Genomic DNA, 18,468 nt, shown 5'->3' with positions numbered 1-18,468 from the left:
GTGCTCGTGTTCGCCGCCTCCGACAAGGGAGGCACCGGCCGCTCCGTCACCAGCGCCAACCTCGCCTACCACCGCGCGCTCGACGGGGACGACGTCTGCTACCTCGACTTCGACTTCGGCTCGCCCACCGCCGCCGCCGTCTTCGACCTGCCCGATGTGCTCACCGAGGCCGAGGGCCACGGCCTGCACTCCTACCTCAGGGGCGAGATCGACGAACCCCTGCGCGTCGACGTGTGGAAGCGCACCGAGCACACCGTGCTGCGCAGCCGGCCCGCCGGATCCGGACGGCTGGTCCTGCTGCCCGGCGACCGCACCGGCGGGGAATTCGTCACCGACGGCGTGAACCTGCACCGGTGCATCGATCTGATCCTGCGACTCAAACGCGAATTCGACGTCATCGTCGTCGACCTGAGCGCCGGACGCAGTTATGCGACCGACCTCGCACTCGCCGCCACCGCACCGCCCAGCGCCCTCGCCCGCATCAAAGCCCGCTGGCTCGTCTATCACCGCTGGACCCGCCAGCACGTGATGGCCGCCGCCGAACTCGTCTTCGGAAAACAAGGTCTCACCGAGGCCGGAATCGCCATGGGACACGACGCGGAAGCGCTGCGCGGATCCATCCGCTTCGTCCGGGCCGCCGTACCCGATCTGCAGTCACCGCTGTGGTCCCAGGCGCGGCCCGAACAATCGGTGTGGATGCATGAACGCGACCGCCAACTCGAAGCAATGGCAGCGGGATTGGGCATCGGAAAGACCAGGGCCCTGGCGTCCATTCCCCTGGAACCCGTCCTGCAATGGCGGGAACAGCTCATCACCTACGAAGACGTGGTCGACAGCCGGGTCGCCAACATCGAGACCTGGCAGGCGATGGGAGAACTCGCCGAACGACTGAGCGACGACAAGTTCTGGGGGCAGTTGTGAGGGACACACCCGCCCGCACGGGCTTCCGGGAGACCAGCGCGGAACCCCGCACGAAATCCGTGCCGTTCTCCCATCTCTCCCTGGAATTGGGCCACTTGTACATGGAGGACTTCGCCGAGGGCCCCGCACGGCTGCGCCGGCACTTCACCGCCGTACGGCCCTGGGCGGACGCCGTGCGCGCCGCCGTCACCCTGCCCGAGGGCCGGCGGCCCCGGATCAGCACCTGCTTCCTCATCGACGACTACTTCAGCCGGCTCGCCACCCCCGCCGAGCTGATCCCGCCCCTGCTGGCCGCCGCCCGCGAGGCCGGCCTGAGCATCGACTACCTCGCCCGCGAGTCCGGCTGCGCCGCACCCGACCCCGCCCACCGCGACCGCGCCCCGCTCGCCGAGTCCGTCCTGGACCGGCTCGTCGAGTCCCCGCCGCCCGGCAGCAACGGCTACCGCCCGCCCGTCAGCCGCACCGGCTGGCTCACCAACGGCCGCCGCACCCCCTCCCAGCGCGTCTCCGCCGCCCTCGTCGCCGGCGCGGGCTGGCAGCCCCCCACCGAGACCCTCGCCCGCGGCCACTCCGTCTTCATGGACGTCGAACTGTGGAGCGGGCCCGAGGAACAGCGCACCTGGTCCTGCGCCTTCCTCGCCTCCGTGTGGCAACTGACCCGGCTCGGCCTGCTGCGCGACAACGGCCGGCCCGTCCTCACCCCCACCCCGTGGGACTCGGGGACCTTCCCCGCCGCATGGGACGACCTGCCGCCCGTGCTGTGCCTCGACGCGTCCGCGCCGCCCTTCACCGCGTACGGCACGTGCAGCGTGCTTCCCGCCCGCTTCCTGCCCGTCGAACACGCCGTACGCGTCGTCCTCGACCAGGTGCAGATCGAGACCGACATCCTCGACCAGGTCGCCGCGCGCTCCGCCGCCGAGGGCAGCCCCGTCCCCGCGGGCATCGTGGACCGCACCTCCTACGTCTTCCCGCCGGGACTGTGACATGGACGCTTCCAGCACGGTTCTGGCCTGCGGCGAGGTACGCACCTGCCTGCTGCCCAACCGGGAAGCGGTCGACGAGCGGACCGCCGAGGAACTGCTGCGGCTGCGCGCCGACGAACGCGTCCGGATATCCCGGCGCCCCAACCGCTGCGCCGTCTCCCCGGACGTCCTCACCGGCGTCGACTGCCGGCTGCCCACCGCCGCCGGCGCCAAGGTCCGCGCCGTCGGCACCATCGCGGCCCACGCCGTGCTCACCGAGGGACGGGTGCTCCAGGCCACCGCGCACTTCCGCGCCCCGGCACGCGGACCCGACCGGCGACAGCCCTGGGGCTACTACCTCGTCCGGCCCGGTGAGCTCGTGCCCGTCGGCGCCCTGCCCGCACCGGACGTCGCCGAGGGCTTCCTCACCGGGCACCGCCCCGACGAACTCGACATCGGCCCCGTCGCCGAGGACCTGCTCACCCGGATCTCCCGCGGGCCCTCACTGGACTACGACACACCGCTCAACACCCCCACCACCAGACTGCGGTGGGCGGCGCTGCCCGCCCCCGCCGGGGCCGGGCCCTCCGTCCACTTCACCGTGGCGGACGACGACCTGCGCACCGTGGAACTGCGGCTGCCCGAGGGCACCGCACCGGCCGCCGCGGCCGGACTGTGCGAGGACCTCGCCCTGCACGACTGGCTGCTGACCACCGTCGGCGACAAGCTCGACGGCCTGCGCGTCGGCACCAGCGAGGGCAAGGCCGTACGCAATGTACTGGGGCCGCTCGTCGACCATCTGCTGCACCTGTGGATGCCGAGGGCCCGGACCGAGCGCACCCTGACCGGGCTGTGGTCCGAGATGGAGGAGACGCCCGGCTTCACCCGCCAGTGGGAGGCCCTGTCCCAGCGCATCCGGGACCAGCTGGCCCTCCGCGCACTGCTCGCGCAACGCGAGCGGCTCGACGACCCGCTCGCGGCACGCTGATCACGTACGACGCACGCACCATCCCGACGGGGGGAGAAAGAGAGATGAATGCACCGACGCGCCCGTACCACCCCACCGACCCCGCACGCAGAACCGACGCCGACGGCGCCCGGCGGGTGACCCAGAAGTTCCTGGTCACCGTCGTCGTCGGCGGCGTCGTCTACATCCTCACCAACGTCCTGCTGCCCGACGACGACGGACCCTGGCAGCTCGTGCTGTCCGTGCTGTGCGGCGGGGCGGTGCTGATCACCCAGTTCATGATCTCGTTCGCGCACCAGCTGGCCGATCTCAAGGACGCGGTGGAGCGGCGGTTCGCGGACATAGGCGAGGCGACGAAACTCTTCAAGGAGGTGGAGAAGTTACGCGGCGACGGCGTGCCGCGGCTCGCCGAACACGCCACCAAGGTGGTCTCCACCGGGCCGGACATCCTGCACGACTTCGCGCACGAGGAGATCAACCGGCTCGCCGCCCAGATGGAGGACCTCACCAACCTCAGCGCGGAGACACCGGGCGAGAACCACGACTGGCTGATGACGCTCACCAAGTGCACCCGGAGGAGCATCGACGCCATCAGCACCACTGTCGTCGACGACGGTTTCTGGTCCACGGAGCCCGCCAGCCGGTATCTCACCGCCCAGCGGGAGGCGATCCTCGAACGGGGCATCACCGTCCGCCGCCTGTTCATCGTGAAGGAACGCCGGGAGCGCGCGGCGCTCGCCCCGATCTGCGAGGAGCAGCGGGAGATGGGCATCGACGTCCGGGTGGTCGTCCTCGACCAGCTCCCCGCCCATCTGCGGCGCGGCAAGATGATCGACTTCATCGTCTTCGACGCGGCCCTGTCGTACGAGATCCACGCCGACCAGCTCAGCGTGAACTCCTCGACGGCCGTGAACGCCCGCGCGGACCTCGTCCAGCCGCTGATCCGCCGCTTCAACCAGTTGTGGGACGCGGCGGGGGAGACCCCGTCGGCGAACGGGGTTCCGGAGCCGGCGGCGTTGAGGTCGCTGACGAATACGCCCGATCCCACGGATCCCTGACACGTCGGGCGCGGGGCCGGGCCCGTGAGAGCCGCGAGCACGCCCCACAGGGCGGTCAGCGCCGCTGTCGTCGTCTGCCCGCTCACCGACCGGGCCGCCGGCGTGCGGGCGACCCGGTCGGTGCCGCGGCCGGCGCCACGATCAGCGGGAGCGCTCGCAACCCGGCGATCGTCGTGGGCCCCGCACGAGACCCCCCGCGCGTAGGCGAGAATGGCCGTATGAGTCTGTTCCGCGACGACGGCATCGTGCTGCGCACCCAGAAGCTGGGTGAGGCGGACCGGATCATGCTGCGACCCTGCGGGGGACGACCCCCGCACCCCCAGCAGTCCCGGGTCGGTGCGCGATGAGTCTGTTCCGAGACGACGGCATCGTGCTGCGCACCCAGAAGCTGGGTGAGGCGGATCGGATCATCACCTTGCTCACCCGGGGGCACGGGCGGGTGCGGGCCGTGGCTCGGGGGGTTCGGCGCACCAAGTCCAAGTTCGGTGCCCGGCTCGAACCCTTCTCCCACGTCGACGTGCAGTTCTTCGCGCGGGGGAGCGAGCTGGTCGGCCGGGGGCTGCCCCTGTGCACCCAGAGCGAGACCATCGCCCCGTACGGCGGCGGCATCGTCACCGACTACGCCCGCTACACCGCCGGCACGGCCATGCTGGAGACCGCCGAGCGGTTCACCGACCACGAGGGCGAGCCGGCGGTGCAGCAGTATCTGCTGCTGGTCGGCGCCCTGCGCACCCTCGCCCGCGGCGAGCACGCCCCCCACCTCGTCCTCGACGCCTTCCTGCTGCGCTCCCTCGCCGTCAACGGCTACGCCCCCAGCTTCGGCGACTGCGCGAAATGCGGCCTGCCCGGCCCGAACCGCTTCTTCTCGGTCGCCTCCGGCGGCAGCGTCTGCGTCGACTGCCGCGTGCCGGGCAGCGTCGTACCCTCCCCGCAGACCCTGGTCCTGCTCGGTGCTCTGCTTACGGGAGACTGGGAGACGGCGGACGCCTGCGAGGCCCGCCACGTGCGGGAGGGCAGCGGACTGGTCTCCGCCTACCTGCACTGGCACCTGGAGCGCGGACTGCGCTCACTCAGGTACGTCGAGAAGTGACACCCGAAGCAAAGGGAGACGAAAGCACATGGTCGTACGCGGACTCCTCGGACGGCAGCGCCGGGAGTACAGGGCGCCGGAACCGCACCCGTCCGGCGCCCGCGCGCCGAAGCTCCCCGGTGAGCTGGTGCCCACCCATGTGGCGATCGTCATGGACGGCAACGGCCGCTGGGCCAAGGAGCGCGGGCTGCCCCGCACCGAAGGGCACAAGGTCGGCGCCGAGCGGGTCCTCGATGTGCTCCAGGGCGGCGTGGAGATCGGCGTCCGCAACATCTCGCTGTACGCCTTCTCCACCGAGAACTGGAAGCGCTCGCCCGACGAGGTGCGCTTCCTGATGAACTTCAACCGCGACTTCATCCGCAAGACCCGCGACCAGCTCGACGAGCTCGGCATCCGGGTGCGCTGGGTGGGCCGGATGCCCAAGCTGTGGAAGTCGGTCGCCAAGGAGCTCCAGATCGCCCAGGAGCAGACCAAGGACAACGACCGGCTGACCCTGTACTTCTGCATGAACTACGGCGGCCGCGCCGAGATCGCCGACGCCGCGCAGGCGATGGCGGAGGACGTGAAGGCGGGGCGCCTCGACCCGTCGAAGATCACCGAGAAGACGATCCAGAAGTACCTGTACTACCCGGACATGCCGGACGTCGACCTCTTCCTGCGCCCGAGCGGCGAGCAGCGCACCTCCAACTACCTGCTGTGGCAGAGCGCCTACGCCGAGATGGTCTTCCAGGACGTCCTGTGGCCGGACTTCGACCGCCGTGACCTGTGGCGGGCCTGCGTCGAATTCGCCTCCCGCGACCGGCGGTTCGGCGGCGCCGTGCCGAACGAGGAACTGCTGGCGATGGAAGCGGCGATGCGCGGCGACGACACCGTGTCGTAGTCCGACGGAGCCGACCGCGCCCCGAAAGGGGCGCGGGGAACTGCGCGATCAACCCCCACCGGCCCGCGGGCGAAGGATCACCCCGCGGCGCACTCCGCACAGGTACCGAAGATCTCCACGGTATGCGCCACATTGACGTACCCGTGCTCCGCGGCGATCGCCTCCGCCCACTTCTCCACCGCCGGCCCCTCCACCTCCACGGCCTTGCCACAGGCACGGCACACGAGGTGGTGGTGGTGCTCCCCGCTGGAGCAGCGGCGGTACACCGACTCGCCGTCGGAGGTGCGCAGGACGTCGACCTCGCCGGCGTCGGCCAGGGACTGGAGCGTGCGGTAGACCGTGGTCAGCCCGACGGAGTCGCCCTTGTGCTTGAGCATGTCGTGGAGCTCCTGCGCGCTGCGGAACTCGTCGACCTCGTCGAGCGCCGCCGCCACGGCCGCACGCTGCCGGGTGGAGCGGCCCTTCACGGGCGGTCCAGCGGTCGTCACCGGTTGTCCTCCTCACGCGTCTGCGCCTGCCGGGCCATTGTGCCAGCCCGGGCTGTCGGCGGTCAGACGCCGATTCCGTCGCCGGCCCCCCGGCTGGCCGGAATCGCGCACTCGACGGGGTCGGCGGCGGCCTGTGCCGTCGCCGCCGCGAGGGCGCGCCGCCGGGCCAGCGGGGCGGCCAGGGCCGTCAGCGCGATGAACGCCGCGATGGTCAGCAGCACGATCGTCGCGCCGGGCGGCACGTTCTGGTAGTACGACGTGATCGTGCCGCTGATCGTCACGGTCACGCCGATGGCCACCGCGATCGCGAAGGTCGCGGCGAAACCACGGGTGAGCTGCTGGGCGGCGGCGACCGGGACGACCATGAGCGCGGAGACCAGGATCAGGCCGACGACCCGCATCGCGACGGTGACGGTGACCGCCGCCGTCACCGCGGTGAGCAGGTTCAGGGCGCGCACCGGCAGCCCGGTGACCCGGGCGAACTCCTCGTCCTGGTTGACCGCGAACAGCTGGCGGCGCAGCACCAGGGTGACCAGGACGACGAACGCGGCCAGCAGGGTGATGGCCGTGACGTCCTGCGGCGACACCGTCGACAGCGAGCCGAAGAGATAGGAGCTCAGGTTCGCGTTGGAGCCGCCCGGCGCGAGGTTCACGAACATCACACCGCCGGCCATGCCGCCGTAGAAGAGCATGGCGAGGGCGATGTCGCCGCGGGCCTTGCCGTACCAGCGGATCAGTTCCATCAGGATCGCGCCGAGGGCGGAGACGGCGGTGGCCATCCAGACCGGCGAGGTGTTCAGCAGGAAGCCGAGGCCGACACCGGTCATCGCCACGTGCCCGATGCCGTCGCCCATCAGCGGTTGGCGGCGCTGTACGAGGTAGATGCCGATGGCGGGGGCGGTGACGCCGACGAGCACCGCCGCCAGCAGCGCCCGTTGCATGAAGCCGTAGTCGAGGAATTCCATCAGCTGAGCAGTCCCGTGCGGATCGGTTCGGTGCCCGCCGGAGCGTGCGGGTGGACGTGGTCGTGGCCGGGCAGGGCGTGCTGGCCGACCGCTCTCGGGGGCGGGCCGTCGTGGACCACGCAGCCGTCGCGCAGGACGACCGCCCGGTCGATCAGCGGCTCCAGCGGGCCCAGTTCGTGCAGGACGAGCAGCACGGTCGTCCCGGCCGCGACCTGCTCCTCCAGGGTGCGGGCGAGCACCTCCTGGCTGGCCAGGTCGACGCCGGCCATCGGCTCGTCCATGATCAGCAGCTCGGGTGCGGCGGCGAGGGCGCGGGCGATCAGCACCCGCTGGTGCTGGCCGCCGGACAGGGCGTTCACCGAGTCCTTGGCCCGGTCGGCCATGCCGACGAGCTCCAGGGCGTGCCGGACCGCCTCGTGGTCGGCCTTGCGGAAGAGGCCGAAGCGGGTGCGGGAGAGCCGGCCGGAGGAGACGACCTCGGTGACCGTCGCCGGGACGCCGCCCGCGGCGGTCGTGCGCTGCGGGACGTATCCGACGCGCGCCCACTCGCGGAAGCGGCGCCGCGGGGTGCCGAACAGCTCGATCTCCCCGGCGCTCGCCGGGACCTGGCCGATGACCGTGCGCACGGCCGTCGACTTGCCGGAGCCGTTCGCGCCGAGCAGCGCGACGACCTCACCGCGGCGCACGGTGAGGTCGATCCCGCGCAGGACGGGGCGGGAGCCCAGCTCGGCGTGGACACCGCGCAGGGCAATGACGGGTTCGCCGGGCTCGCTGGTCGCGCCCATGTCGTCCTCCGTGTCGGTCATTTGCTTCCCAGGGCGGTCTGGAGCGCCTTGAGGTTGGCCTTCTGGACCGCGAAGTAGTCCTGGCCCCGGGACTGGTCCGTGATGCCCTCGATCGGGTCGAGGACGTCCGTCTTCAGTCCGGAGTCGGAGGCGATGGTCTTCGCGGTCTTGTCGCTGACGAGCGTCTCGTAGAACACGGTGGTGACGCCGTCGGCCTTCGCCATCTTCTCAAGGTCCTTGACCCGGGCCGCGCTGGGCTCCGACTCGGGGTCCAGGCCGTTGATGGCCTCCTCGGTCAGGCCGTAGCGCTCGGCGAGGTAGCCGAAGGCGGCGTGCGTGGTGATGAAGACCTTGGACCGGGTGTTCGCCAGGCCGTTCTTGAACTCGGTGTCGAGTTCGCCGAGCTGGGCGACGAGGGCGGCGGTGTTCTTGCGGTAGTCGGCCGCGTGGTCCGGGTCGGCCTTCTCGAAGGCGGCTCCGACGCCCTTGGCGACCTCGGCGTACTTCACGGGGTCGAGCCAGATGTGGGGGTCCTTGCCGCCCTTCTCCTCCTCGCCGTGCTGGTCGTCGTGCTCGGCCGCGTGGCCGCCGACCTCGTTGCCGTGCTCCTCCAGGGAGGTCAGCCCGGCCGCGTCGATCTTCGTCTTCACGCCGGCCTGGGAGATCGCGTCGTCGACGGAGGGCTGCAGGCCCTTGAGGTAGAGGGCCGCGTCGGACTCCTCCAGCTGTGCCCGCTGCTGGGCGCTGATCTCCAGGTCGTGCGGTTCCTGGCCGGGTTCGGTGAGGCTGGTGACCTTCACGTGGTCGCCGCCGATCCGCTCGGCGAGGAAGGCCATCGGGTAGAACGACGCGACGACGTCGAACTTGTCCGTGTTACCGACGGCGCCGGCGGTGGAGCAGGCGGAGAGGGAGCCGAGGCCCAGCGCCGTCACGGCCGCGACGGCCGCGCCGGATATGTGGTGTCGTCGTACGTTCATGACAGTCATTTTCAACAAACATGGAAACCGTTGTCAATAAAGGTGACGCAGGCCACCGATTTGATTGAGGGGGAGTCCCCGCCGGTACCCTGAAGCATTAGCTCGCCCACCGTCGTATGAAGAGAGCACCGTGGCCGCCGACAAGATCGACACCATCGTCAGCCTGAGCAAGCGCCGTGGCTTCGTTTTCCCCTGCAGTGAGATCTACGGCGGTCAGCGTGCCGCCTGGGACTACGGGCCGCTGGGTGTCGAGCTCAAGGAGAACATCAAGCGCCAGTGGTGGCGCTACATGGTGACGTCGCGCGAGGACGTGGTCGGTATCGACTCGTCCGTCATCCTGGCCCCCGAGGTCTGGGTCGCCTCCGGCCACGTCGCCACCTTCACGGACCCGCTGACCGAGTGCACCGCCTGCCACAAGCGGTTCCGCGCGGACCACCTGGAAGAGGCGTACGAGGAGAAGAAGGGCCACGCCCCGGCGAACGGCCTGGCCGACGTCAACTGCCCCAACTGCGGCAACAAGGGCCAGTTCACCGAGCCCAAGCAGTTCTCCGGCCTGCTCTCCACCCACCTCGGCCCGACCCAGGACACCGGCTCCATCGCCTACCTGCGCCCCGAGACCGCCCAGGGCATCTTCACCAACTTCGCCCAGGTGCAGTCCACTTCGCGCCGCAAGCCGCCGTTCGGCATCGCCCAGATGGGCAAGTCCTTCCGCAACGAGATCACGCCCGGCAACTTCATCTTCCGCACCCGCGAGTTCGAGCAGATGGAGATGGAGTTCTTCGTCAAGCCGGGCGAGGACGAGACGTGGCAGGAGTACTGGATGGAGCAGCGCTGGAACTGGTACACCGGCCTCGGCCTGCGTGAGGAGAACATGCGCTGGTACGAGCACCCGGCGGAGAAGCTCTCCCACTACTCCAAGCGCACCGCCGACATCGAGTACCGCTTCCAGTTCGGCGGCAACGAGTGGGGCGAGCTGGAGGGCGTCGCCAACCGCACCGACTACGACCTCTCCTCGCACTCCAAGGCCTCCGGCCAGGACCTCTCCTACTTCGACCAGGAGGCCGGCGAGCGCTGGACGCCGTACGTCATCGAGCCCGCGGCCGGTGTCGGCCGTGCGCTGCTCGCGTTCCTGCTGGACGCGTACGTCGAGGACGAGGCCCCCAACGCCAAGGGCAAGATGGAGAAGCGCACGGTGCTGCGCCTCGACCACCGCCTGGCCCCGGTGAAGGTCGCGGTGCTCCCGCTGTCCCGCAACCCGGAGCTGTCCCCGAAGGCCAAGGGCCTCGCCCAGGCGCTGCGCCAGCACTGGAACATCGAGTTCGACGACGCGGGCGCCATCGGCCGCCGCTACCGCCGCCAGGACGAGATCGGTACGCCGTTCTGCGTGACGGTCGACTTCGACACCCTTGAGGACAACGCGGTGACGGTTCGCGAGCGCGACTCGATGAAGCAGGAGCGCGTGTCGCTCGACCAGATCGAGGGCTACCTGGCCTCGCGTCTGATCGGCGCCTGATCGATCCTCCGGTGCCGGGTCCCTCGTACGGCGAGTGCGAGGGGCCCGGCACCGTCGTGTCTACAGGTCCAGGTCCACCCACACCGCGGCGTGGTCCGATGCGGCGTCGAACGGGGACTTGACCGTGCCGAACTGGTCGCCGTCCGGCGTCACGAAGATGCCGCGCCGCTCGATGCCGACGTGCTCCACCCGGTCCCACAGCTGCGGTGACAGCAGCAGGTAGTCGATCTTCTGGTCGGTCTTGGTGCACTCGTGGAAGGTGCCCGGGTGGACCGTCGGGTCCGGGTAGCTCGGGTGGCTCATCGCGTCGCGCAGCCCGGTGGCCAGGACGGCCTTGAGGGGCGGGCTGTCCGGGACGTCGTTGAAGTCCCCGGCGACCACGACGCGCGGGGAGCGCTCCAGGGCGGCCTGGTAGAGCGAGGCCACATGCTGGGCCTGGGCCGTGCGCAGATCCGCGATGTCGTGGAACTTGCTCTTGAGGTGGTTGCCCAGGAGCCACAGGGGCGGTCCGCCGACCTGGATCTCGAACTCGGGGCAGTCCCGGCTGAACAGGGGCTCTCCCGGGCGGTCCGGGTCGGGGTCGTAGACGTGCGACCTGATCGACGTGATGGGGTAACGACTGCAGATCCCGACGTCGATGCCGCGGGGGTCGTTGCCGTCGATCAGATACACATACGGGTACGGGGCCTTGTGCAGGACGTCTCCCAGCACCTGCTCGTTGAAGCGGAGCAGGGTCAGCCGGTCCTCCACCTCCACCGTGAGCAGGATGTCGGCGTCGACCTCGGCGATCACTCGGCCCGTGTTGTGGACGGCGGTGAAGTCGAGGTCGTCCTGGACGAGTTGGACCCAGCCCGTCCAGCCCGCGCGGCCGTCCGGCTTGATGTGGAACCCGTTGGGCTCGCTGCTGTCCTTCTCGAACAGGGTGTTGATGCCACGGGTCTCGTTGACGAAGAACGGGCGCGGACTGTTCTCGCGCGAGTCGTCCACGTGGTGCTTCTTGATGATCGCGGCGATGGCCTTCTTGTCCTTCGCGCTGTAGGTCTTGTGCTCCAGGAGGCCGACCAGCTCGGTGTAGTCCGTGAGGATCTCCTGCCGCTTCTGATCGTCCTCGATGCGGAAGACCGTGGGGCGCCGGAAGAGGTTCTCCGCGTTGAAGGTGGCGATACGGACGGTCATGGCATGCCTCCGGGCGGCGCAGCGGGGCCGCGGGCCGGCGGCAGGCGCCGCCAGGGGGACTGCTCGCCGACCCTTCGATTCTCCGTCGGATCACGCTCCTTCACAGATCAACAATGACAGATATGGAATGACAGAGATTGAAATCTGTCAGCTGTTTGTGCGAAGGTGGAGGCATGACGATCCAGACCCGAACCCTCGGAACCACCGGCCCCCAGGTCTCCGCCCTCGGCCTCGGCTGCATGGGCATGTCCGCGTTCTACGGCGGCGCCGACCGCGCGGAGTCCATCGCGACCGTCCACGCCGCCCTGGAAGCCGGCGTCACCCTGCTGGACACGGGCGACTTCTACGGCATGGGCCACAACGAGATGCTGATCGGCGAGGCCCTGCGCAGCGCCCCGGCGGCCCTGCGCGAACAGGCCCTGACCAGCGTGAAATTCGGCGGCCTGCGCGACCCGGAGGGCAACTGGCTGGGCTACGACGGCCGCCCGGCCGCCGTGAAGAACTTCGCCTCCTACTCCCTCCAGCGCCTCGGCGTCGACCACATCGACGTCTATCGCATCGCCCGCCTCGACCCGGACGTCCCGATCGAGGAGACCGTCGGCGCCATCGCCGAACTGGTCGAGAAGGGGTACGTCCGGCACATCGGCCTGAGCGAGGTCGGCGCCGAGACCATCCGGCGAGCCGCCGCCACCGCCCCGATCGCCGACCTCCAGATCGAATACGCGCTGGTCAGCCGGGGTATCGAGCGGGAGATCCTGCCCACCCTGCGCGAACTGGGCATCGGTGTCACCGCGTACGGCGTGCTCTCCCGCGGCCTGATCTCCGGCCACTACACCCAGGACCGGCGGCTCGCGGCGAACGACTTCCGCGCCCACTCCCCGCGCTTCCAGGGCGAGAACCTCCAGCGCAACCTGACCCTGGTCGAGGCCCTGCGCAAGATCGCCGAACAGAAGGGCGTGACGGTCGCGCAGATCGCCATCGCCTGGGTGCTGTCGCAGGGCCCGCGGCACAACACGGACATCGTGCCGCTGATCGGCGCCCGCACCCGCGAGCGGCTCGGCGAGTCGCTGGGCGCGCTGGACGTCACCCTGGACGCGGCCGACCTGGCGGCGATCGAGGAGGCCGTGCCGGCGGACGCGGTGGCCGGCGACCGCTACCCGGCCGCGGCCATGGCCCACCTCGACAGCGAGCGCTGAGCGCGCTGCCCCGTACGGCCCATGACGTACGGTCTATGACATGGCAGCGACCACCGAGACCCTGACCGCCGAGCGCATCCTCGAAGCGACCGAGGAGGTGCTGCGCCGCCACGGCCCGGCGAAGGCCACCGTGGTCGACGTGGCCCGCGCGCTCGGCGTCAGCCACGGCAGCGTCTACCGCCATTTCCGGACGAAGGCGGCGCTGCGTGAGGCGGTGACCAAGCGATGGCTGGACCGTACGTCGCTGGAGCTGGCCGGCATCGCGGCCTCGGACGGCGCGCCCGAGACCCGGCTGCGGGACTGGCTGACGGCCCTCTTCGAGGCGAAGCGGAACAAGGCGGGCGAGGACCCCGAGCTGTTCGCGACCTACATGGTGCTGGTCGAGGAGGCGGGCGCGGCGGTCGGTGAGCACATCGACGACATGACGGGCCAGCTCGCGGACATCCTGCGCGCGGGGGTCGCGACGGGCGTCTTCGCCGCCGTCCCGGACCCGGAGACGGCGGCCCGCGCGGTCTTCCAGGCGACGGGCCGCTTCCACGACCCGTGCTACGTGCGCGAATGGCAACAGCCGGGCATCGAGGGCGAGTTGGCGGCGGTGGTGGACCTGGTGATCAGAGGGCTGCGGCCGTAGGTTCCTCCGCCGTCACCATCGCGTACAGCCGGTCCAGGCGTGCCCGGGACTCCTCGTCCACCGGGACGTACGTCACCATGCGGCCCCCGAACTCCGGGTTCAGATACAGGTCGGTGTGGTTGAGGCTGAGGAGGCCGACGTACGGGTTGCGGAACCGCTTGGTCTTGCTGAGGGGGCCGCTGACGATCTCGTAGCGCTCCCAGTTCTCCCGGAATTCGGGGGACTCCGCCTGGAGGCGGGCGACCAGCATCTTCCAGGCGGGCTCGCCCAGGTGTCCGGCCATCGAGGCGCGCAGCTTGGCGGCCATCAGCCGCATGGTCCCCTCGGCGTCGACGACCGCGGCCCGCCAGCGCGGGTCGGTGTGCACCAGGAGCATCAGATTGCGGTCCTCCTCCGGCACGGCGTCGAGGTCGCCCAGCAGCCGGGCGTAGGTGCGGTTGTAGGCGAGGATGTCGTACCGGGGGTTCTGGACGCAGGCCGGGATCGGCTCCAGCTGGCGCAGCAGTTCGCGCAGCGCGTCGGTCACCCCCGAGCAGCGTGACGCCGGCGTCGGATCGGTGGCGCCGGCGAGCTGGAAGAGGTGGGCGCGTTCGCTGGCGTCCAGCAGCAGGGTGCGCGCGAGCGCGTCGAGGACCTGCACGGAGACCTGGATGTCCCGGGACTGCTCCAGCCACGTGTACCAGGTGACGCCGACCGCGGACAGGTGGGCGACCTCCTCGCGGCGCAGCCCGGGCGTACGGCGGCGTGCGCCGCGCGGCAGCCCGACCTGCTCCGGGGTGATCCGCTCACGGCGGCTGCGCAGGAAGGCGGCCAGCTCGTGCCGCCGGATCTCCGCCCCGCCGCCCGCCACGGCGGTCCTCGGGGTGCTCTCCTGTGCCATGGTCGTCATGCCTCCAGCCTGCCCCCACCCGGACCCTGTTTCCAGGTACTCCTGCTACCAGGATAAGGACACTCTGGTACCAGTCTGAGTGGCGGAGCAGGCTCGACACCGTGACCGACATCATTGCCCCCCGCGCCGTACGGACGACTTCGGCGCCCCCCGCACTCGGCGGGCTCGGACTGTTCACCGTGCTGCTCGGCGCGGCCCTTCCCCTCATCGACTTCTTCATCGTCAACGTCGCCCTGCCCACCATCGGCAAGGACCTCGCGGCCAGCGAGTCCCTCCTGGAACTCGTCGTCGCCGGCTACGGCGTCGCCTACGCCGTCCTGCTCGTCCTGGGCGGCCGGCTCGGCGACCTCTTCGGACGGCGCCGGCTCTTCATCGGCGGCATGGCCGCCTTCGGCCTGACCTCGCTGGCCTGCGGACTCGCGCCCGGCGCCTGGACGCTGGTCGCGGCACGCGTCGCGCAGGGCGCTGCGGCCGCCGCGATGCTCCCGCAGGTCCTCGCCACCATCCAGGCGGCCACCGAGGGCCCGCGCCGCGCCCGCGCGATGAGCCTCTACGGCGCCACGGCCGGCCTGTCCATGGTCGCGGGCCAGATCCTCGGCGGGGTACTCGTCGCCGCCGACCTCGCGGGCACCGGCTGGCGCTCGGTGTTCCTGGTGAACGTCCCCGTCGCCGTCGTCGGCCTGGTGCTCGCCGCCCGGAGCGTCCCCGAGACCCGCTCCCAGCGCCCCGAGCCGGTCGACGGACCCGGCACCGTGCTCCTCGCCGTCGCCCTGCTGACGCTGCTCGCCCCGCTCACCGAGGGCCGGGCGGCCGGCTGGCCCCTGTGGACATGGCTGTCCCTGGCCGCGTTCCCGCTGGTGGCCGCCACCTTCTACGTCGTGGAGCGGCGCGCCGACCGACAGGGCCGTACGCCCCTGGTGCCGCCGAGCCTGTTCGAACTGGCCTCGCTGCGGCGCGGGCTGGTGCTGATCGTGCCGTTCGGCATGGGCTTCAGCGGCTTCATGTTCGTCATCGCGGTCGCCCTGCAGAGCGGCGCCGGCCTCGGTCCGGTGGCGGCCGGGCTGGCGCTCGCACCGATGGCGGTGGTGTTCCTGTGCGTCTCGCTCGCCGGGCCGCGCCTGGTGACCCGGTTCGGCTCCCGGGTGGTGAGCGCGGGCTCGGTGATCCAGGGCGTGGGCGTGGCGCTGATCGTGCTGGCGGCCTGGCGTTCCTGGCCCGACCTGGGCTTCGTCGAACTGCTGCCGGGCGCGGCGGTCGCCGGTGCCGGGCAGGCGCTCCAACTCCCCATCATCATGCGGATCGTGATGTCCGAGGTGCCGCCCGCCCGGGCCGGCGTGGGCAGCGGGGTGATGGTGACCACCCAGCAGTCGGCGCTCTCCCTGGGCGTGGCCACCCTCGGCACGCTGTTCCTGTCCCTGGTCCCCGGCTCGGGCATGCGGGACGCGCTGATCATCACGCTGGCGGTGCAGCTGGCGGGGATCGTGGTGACGGGTCTGCTGAGCCTGCGGCTGCCGCGGCGCGTGAGCTGATCCGGGGCCCGGGACACGGCTTCGTCAACTCGGGACGGAAGTCTCCCTGTTGATGTAGGTCTTGCTGCACACTCCTTGCTGCGTGCACCGAGGGAACCGACCCGGGAGGCGTCATGCCGCAGTTGACGACGAGCAAGGTGAGCCGCTGGGACCAGCACGGACGCGAACACGTCGTCCATGTCGAGCGTACGGGCGTCCAGCGCACGATCCGCTGTGTGACGTGCGGTTGGCGCAGGTCGGCGCAGTTCCTGCCGTGGCTGAAGGCGGAGGAGCACCTGGCGGAGGAACACCAGGCCACGGTGGATCCGGGAGAGGGGGCCGCGCAGCGCTGAGCCGCGCGGCCCCGTCGGCGTCACGCGCAGTCGTTCGCCAGGGACTGTGTGGCCGCCTCGGCGGACTTGGCCTGGGTCAGTTCCTGCGCCGTGGGCCGGGCGGCGGCGAGACGCTGGGCCAGCGCCGTCGCGTTCTGGCCGGTGAGCTGGTCCCGCAGGACGTACTGCGCCGCACCCTCGGGCAGGGCGCCCAGCGCGGCGACCCCGTTCGCCCGGGCCGGCTCGGCCGTGCGCGTCTCGCCCTGGAACTCGCCCTGGCCGAGCAGCTGGCCGTCGTAGGGGATCGTGGACTCGTCGCCGAGGCCGCGCCACCGTCCCGGGGTCGGCGTGTCGCCCTGCGGGCACTGCGGGGGCTCCCACTCCAGCGCCATCACATAGGTGTGGCCGGGTTCGATCCGGGGCTCGTTGTGCCCCGACATCTTCACGCGCTGCCCGTCCTCGTCCTGATGCCAGCCGTAGGCGTCCCACTGGAACACGGTGGGCGCCGCGTGGGCGGGGTTCGCCGCCGACCACAGGACCTTGTCGACCCGGAGGGTGACCTTGCGCAGCACCGGGCCCGCCTCCCCGTCGGGGTCGTCCGGATCGTCCGTCGGGGGCTCGACCGCCTTCTCGTCGAGGGCGGTGACCACGACGGCGTGGTCGGCGTAGGACACCCAGTCCTCGGCGGTCTGCGCGGGGTGCCGGTCGGCGCCCTCCGCGAGGATGATCCCCCGGTCCTGGCTGTGTTCCGTCCCGCCGGCGCCACCGTCGGCGACGGCGTTGACGGTGAGCGCGGACGCGACCGCCAACGCCGCGCCCACCCCCGCACTGATGACCGTCTTTCTCTTCATGCCCACCCCCGTGTCAGTACGTCGCGTTGATGTTGCGGCGCTGGTTGTCGCCGAGGCCCTCCGTGCTGACCGACTTCTTCATGCAGCCGAGCCGGGAGTCCTGCCTGCCCACCATCGGCTGGGAGTCGTCGCCGTGCAGCAGCCCCACGGCGTGCCCGGTCTCATGGCAGGTCAGGCCATATCCCCAGTGACCGGGCTCGATCTTCAGGTACTGCTGGTCGCACTTGTAGATGCCGGAGCCGCCGGCGTTCTCGCAGTACGTGAACCCGTTGTCGCTGCCGGAGACGGTGCCCTCGCTGTAGTAGATGTCGGTCTCGGCGTCGCCGGACCAGGACGGCGTGGAGTCGTAACTCACCGACAGATCGGTGGGGTTGTACTCGCCGGACATCACATTGCGCACCATCCGCTTGTCGTCGTCCTCCAGCTTGTTGTCGCCGCCGGAGTCCATGTAGTACGTGAGGTCCGCGTTGTCGGTCTGGCAGACCAGGCCCTTGCGGCAGGGCGGATCGTAGTGCGCGGTCGGCATCATGTTGTCGATCGAGCCGGCCGAGTCGGCGTCGATGACGTCGGCGTGGCCGGTCGGAGCCATGCCGAACAAGGAGCCCATGGTCAGGGCGATGACACCGGCCAGCCGGCCGGCGTTGCGTATCGAGACGTGCGTCAAAGTTCCCCCTTCGCGCCTGTCGGACAGCGCGCGGCGCGCGGGTGTATCGATTCACCCCACGCGCCACGCGCGCCCCAATTAGCGCACCGGTGGGTCAACTGGCGCAACGTATATAGGAGTTGAGGTCTACCCGGCGTTCAGCCGGCGGTCGTGCTCCACGGCGACGGGCAGGGGGTGCTCCGCGCCTCGTCGAGGGCGGCCCTGACCTTCTCCCGCTCCGACGTGATCGAGTCCCCCTGAAGCACGCCGAGTTCCTGGTCCCCGCGCTCGGGCACGGAGATCAGCAGCCGCTGCCCCGCCTTCAGCTGCCGCTGCTCGTCGTAGGTCCCCGGATCGACGACATCGAGGCTGATCCGCCGCTCACCGCGCCCCGGCTTGAGCCACTCGGCGACATCGAACGTCATCACGACATGCCCCTTCTCGGCGGCCGCCCGCACCGAGACGACATCACCGACGGCCATGGTCCTTGAACAGGCGATCCATTCCGCGGTGGTGGGTCCACGCCCACCCTCTTCCGTCGCGACGACCCGCACACCTTCGTCGTCGCCGCCGCTTCCGCACCCCGCGGCGAACAGACCGAGACCGACGACACAAGCCGCGAGGGCACGACGCGGC

21 protein-coding genes are annotated in these 18,468 nt (G+C 70.8%); 12 read left to right on the top strand and 9 right to left on the bottom strand.

All coding sequences use genetic code 11. The features are described 5' to 3' along the window. The 7 genes from ACZ5NW_RS12480 (at position 1) to ACZ5NW_RS12450 (ending at position 5,878) form a co-directional block, all read left to right on the top strand. Positions 1–921 carry an SCO2523 family variant P-loop protein gene (locus ACZ5NW_RS12480; RefSeq protein ID WP_468743771.1) on the top strand — a complete coding sequence of 307 codons (921 nt, stop codon included), beginning with the start codon at positions 1–3 and terminating at the stop codon, positions 919–921. Further along, positions 918–1,904, top strand: coding sequence for an SCO2522 family protein (locus ACZ5NW_RS12475; protein ID WP_468743770.1), 987 nt, complete (start codon positions 918–920; stop codon positions 1,902–1,904). The genes ACZ5NW_RS12480 and ACZ5NW_RS12475 overlap by 4 nt, the downstream gene beginning before the upstream one ends. 1 nt (position 1,905) lies before the next feature. After that, complete coding sequence (locus ACZ5NW_RS12470; RefSeq protein WP_468743769.1) at positions 1,906–2,871, top strand: SCO2521 family protein; 966 nt, start codon at positions 1,906–1,908, stop codon at positions 2,869–2,871. 44 nt (positions 2,872–2,915) lie between these two features. Further along, entirely contained in the window at positions 2,916–3,908 is a 993-nt protein-coding gene (locus tag ACZ5NW_RS12465) for a hypothetical protein (protein ID WP_468743768.1), read from the top strand. Between the two features lie 218 nt (positions 3,909–4,126). Continuing rightward, complete coding sequence (locus ACZ5NW_RS12460; protein ID WP_468743885.1) at positions 4,127–4,255, top strand: hypothetical protein; 129 nt, start codon at positions 4,127–4,129, stop codon at positions 4,253–4,255. Continuing rightward, entirely contained in the window at positions 4,252–4,998 is a 747-nt protein-coding gene (recO, locus tag ACZ5NW_RS12455) for a DNA repair protein RecO (RefSeq protein WP_468743767.1), read from the top strand. The genes ACZ5NW_RS12460 and recO overlap by 4 nt, the downstream gene beginning before the upstream one ends. A 28-nt stretch (positions 4,999–5,026) precedes the next feature. Beyond that, on the top strand, positions 5,027–5,878 hold the full coding sequence (locus ACZ5NW_RS12450) for an isoprenyl transferase (RefSeq protein ID WP_468743766.1): 852 nt from the start codon (positions 5,027–5,029) through the stop codon (positions 5,876–5,878). Between the two features lie 77 nt (positions 5,879–5,955). Here ACZ5NW_RS12450 and ACZ5NW_RS12445 read toward each other — a convergent pair whose 3' ends face one another. The 4 genes from ACZ5NW_RS12445 to ACZ5NW_RS12430 form a co-directional block, all read right to left on the bottom strand. Beyond that, entirely contained in the window at positions 5,956–6,366 is a 411-nt protein-coding gene (locus ACZ5NW_RS12445) for a Fur family transcriptional regulator (RefSeq protein ID WP_468743765.1), read from the bottom strand. A 62-nt stretch (positions 6,367–6,428) separates the two neighbouring features. Then, the gene (locus ACZ5NW_RS12440) at positions 6,429–7,331 is read right to left on the bottom strand and encodes a metal ABC transporter permease (RefSeq protein ID WP_468743764.1); all 903 of its coding nucleotides are present in this window, start codon (positions 7,329–7,331) and stop codon (positions 6,429–6,431) included. Next, positions 7,331–8,137 carry a metal ABC transporter ATP-binding protein gene (locus tag ACZ5NW_RS12435; protein WP_468743763.1) on the bottom strand — a complete coding sequence of 269 codons (807 nt, stop codon included), beginning with the start codon at positions 8,135–8,137 and terminating at the stop codon, positions 7,331–7,333. The genes ACZ5NW_RS12440 and ACZ5NW_RS12435 overlap by 1 nt, the downstream gene beginning before the upstream one ends. Then, positions 8,134–9,093, bottom strand: coding sequence for a metal ABC transporter substrate-binding protein (locus ACZ5NW_RS12430; RefSeq protein WP_468743762.1), 960 nt, complete (start codon positions 9,091–9,093; stop codon positions 8,134–8,136). Before ACZ5NW_RS12430 ends, ACZ5NW_RS12435 begins: the two co-directional genes overlap by 4 nt. Positions 9,094–9,223: 130 nt before the next feature. Between ACZ5NW_RS12430 and ACZ5NW_RS12425 the strand changes: the two genes are divergently transcribed. Next, positions 9,224–10,606: a glycine--tRNA ligase gene (locus ACZ5NW_RS12425; protein ID WP_468743761.1), complete on the top strand. Its 1,383-nt coding sequence runs from the start codon at positions 9,224–9,226 to the stop codon at positions 10,604–10,606. Positions 10,607–10,666: 60 nt separating this feature from the next. Here ACZ5NW_RS12425 and ACZ5NW_RS12420 read toward each other — a convergent pair whose 3' ends face one another. Beyond that, entirely contained in the window at positions 10,667–11,782 is a 1,116-nt protein-coding gene (locus tag ACZ5NW_RS12420; protein WP_468743760.1) for an endonuclease/exonuclease/phosphatase family protein, read from the bottom strand. 173 nt (positions 11,783–11,955) lie between these two features. Here ACZ5NW_RS12420 and ACZ5NW_RS12415 point away from each other — a divergent pair, with 173 nt between their 5' ends. Both ACZ5NW_RS12415 and ACZ5NW_RS12410 read left to right on the top strand, forming a co-directional pair. Then, complete coding sequence (locus ACZ5NW_RS12415; protein ID WP_468743759.1) at positions 11,956–12,978, top strand: aldo/keto reductase; 1,023 nt, start codon at positions 11,956–11,958, stop codon at positions 12,976–12,978. Between the two features lie 40 nt (positions 12,979–13,018). Continuing rightward, positions 13,019–13,609, top strand: a complete 591-nt coding sequence (locus ACZ5NW_RS12410; protein WP_468743758.1) for a TetR/AcrR family transcriptional regulator — start codon at positions 13,019–13,021, stop codon at positions 13,607–13,609. Here the strand turns inward: ACZ5NW_RS12410 and ACZ5NW_RS12405 are convergent. Then, positions 13,590–14,498, bottom strand: coding sequence for a helix-turn-helix transcriptional regulator (locus tag ACZ5NW_RS12405; RefSeq protein ID WP_468743757.1), 909 nt, complete (start codon positions 14,496–14,498; stop codon positions 13,590–13,592). The two genes, ACZ5NW_RS12410 and ACZ5NW_RS12405, sit on opposite strands and share 20 nt — an antisense overlap. A 101-nt stretch (positions 14,499–14,599) precedes the next feature. On the opposite strand from ACZ5NW_RS12405, the gene ACZ5NW_RS12400 reads away from it, so the two are divergent. Next, entirely contained in the window at positions 14,600–16,027 is a 1,428-nt protein-coding gene (locus ACZ5NW_RS12400; protein ID WP_468743756.1) for an MFS transporter, read from the top strand. A gap of 113 nt (positions 16,028–16,140) precedes the next feature. After that, positions 16,141–16,359 (top strand): hypothetical protein, encoded by a 219-nt coding sequence (locus ACZ5NW_RS12395; RefSeq protein WP_468743755.1) that lies wholly within the window; start codon positions 16,141–16,143, stop codon positions 16,357–16,359. 20 nt (positions 16,360–16,379) lie between these two features. Here ACZ5NW_RS12395 and ACZ5NW_RS12390 read toward each other — a convergent pair whose 3' ends face one another. From ACZ5NW_RS12390 to ACZ5NW_RS12380, 3 genes are all read right to left on the bottom strand, one after another. Then, positions 16,380–17,189: a hypothetical protein gene (locus ACZ5NW_RS12390; RefSeq protein WP_468743754.1), complete on the bottom strand. Its 810-nt coding sequence runs from the start codon at positions 17,187–17,189 to the stop codon at positions 16,380–16,382. 13 nt (positions 17,190–17,202) lie between these two features. Then, positions 17,203–17,853, bottom strand: coding sequence for a metallopeptidase domain-containing protein (locus ACZ5NW_RS12385; RefSeq protein ID WP_468743753.1), 651 nt, complete (start codon positions 17,851–17,853; stop codon positions 17,203–17,205). A gap of 137 nt (positions 17,854–17,990) precedes the next feature. Then, entirely contained in the window at positions 17,991–18,314 is a 324-nt protein-coding gene (locus tag ACZ5NW_RS12380) for a hypothetical protein (RefSeq protein WP_468743752.1), read from the bottom strand. Positions 18,315–18,468: the final 154 nt, after the last annotated feature.

The organism is Streptomyces sp. NPDC032126 (assembly GCF_055580085.1).
Note: the sequence above shows the minus strand (reverse complement) of the source record. Positions and strands in the feature narration are given on the sequence as shown.

Coding starts and splice junctions, on each gene's coding strand:
- ACZ5NW_RS12420 (WP_468743760.1), bottom strand. CDS start 11,782: ATGACCGTCCGTATCGCCACCTTCAACGCGGAGAACCTCTTCCGGCGC.
- recO (WP_468743767.1), top strand. CDS start 4,252: ATGAGTCTGTTCCGAGACGACGGCATCGTGCTGCGCACCCAGAAGCTG.
- ACZ5NW_RS12460 (WP_468743885.1), top strand. CDS start 4,127: ATGAGTCTGTTCCGCGACGACGGCATCGTGCTGCGCACCCAGAAGCTG.
- ACZ5NW_RS12405 (WP_468743757.1), bottom strand. CDS start 14,498: ATGACGACCATGGCACAGGAGAGCACCCCGAGGACCGCCGTGGCGGGC.
- ACZ5NW_RS12380 (WP_468743752.1), bottom strand. CDS start 18,314: ATGGCCGTCGGTGATGTCGTCTCGGTGCGGGCGGCCGCCGAGAAGGGG.
- ACZ5NW_RS12435 (WP_468743763.1), bottom strand. CDS start 8,137: ATGACCGACACGGAGGACGACATGGGCGCGACCAGCGAGCCCGGCGAA.
- ACZ5NW_RS12415 (WP_468743759.1), top strand. CDS start 11,956: ATGACGATCCAGACCCGAACCCTCGGAACCACCGGCCCCCAGGTCTCC.
- ACZ5NW_RS12410 (WP_468743758.1), top strand. CDS start 13,019: ATGGCAGCGACCACCGAGACCCTGACCGCCGAGCGCATCCTCGAAGCG.
- ACZ5NW_RS12470 (WP_468743769.1), top strand. CDS start 1,906: ATGGACGCTTCCAGCACGGTTCTGGCCTGCGGCGAGGTACGCACCTGC.
- ACZ5NW_RS12390 (WP_468743754.1), bottom strand. CDS start 17,189: ATGAAGAGAAAGACGGTCATCAGTGCGGGGGTGGGCGCGGCGTTGGCG.
- ACZ5NW_RS12465 (WP_468743768.1), top strand. CDS start 2,916: ATGAATGCACCGACGCGCCCGTACCACCCCACCGACCCCGCACGCAGA.
- ACZ5NW_RS12395 (WP_468743755.1), top strand. CDS start 16,141: ATGCCGCAGTTGACGACGAGCAAGGTGAGCCGCTGGGACCAGCACGGA.
- ACZ5NW_RS12450 (WP_468743766.1), top strand. CDS start 5,027: ATGGTCGTACGCGGACTCCTCGGACGGCAGCGCCGGGAGTACAGGGCG.
- ACZ5NW_RS12440 (WP_468743764.1), bottom strand. CDS start 7,331: ATGGAATTCCTCGACTACGGCTTCATGCAACGGGCGCTGCTGGCGGCG.
- ACZ5NW_RS12430 (WP_468743762.1), bottom strand. CDS start 9,093: ATGAACGTACGACGACACCACATATCCGGCGCGGCCGTCGCGGCCGTG.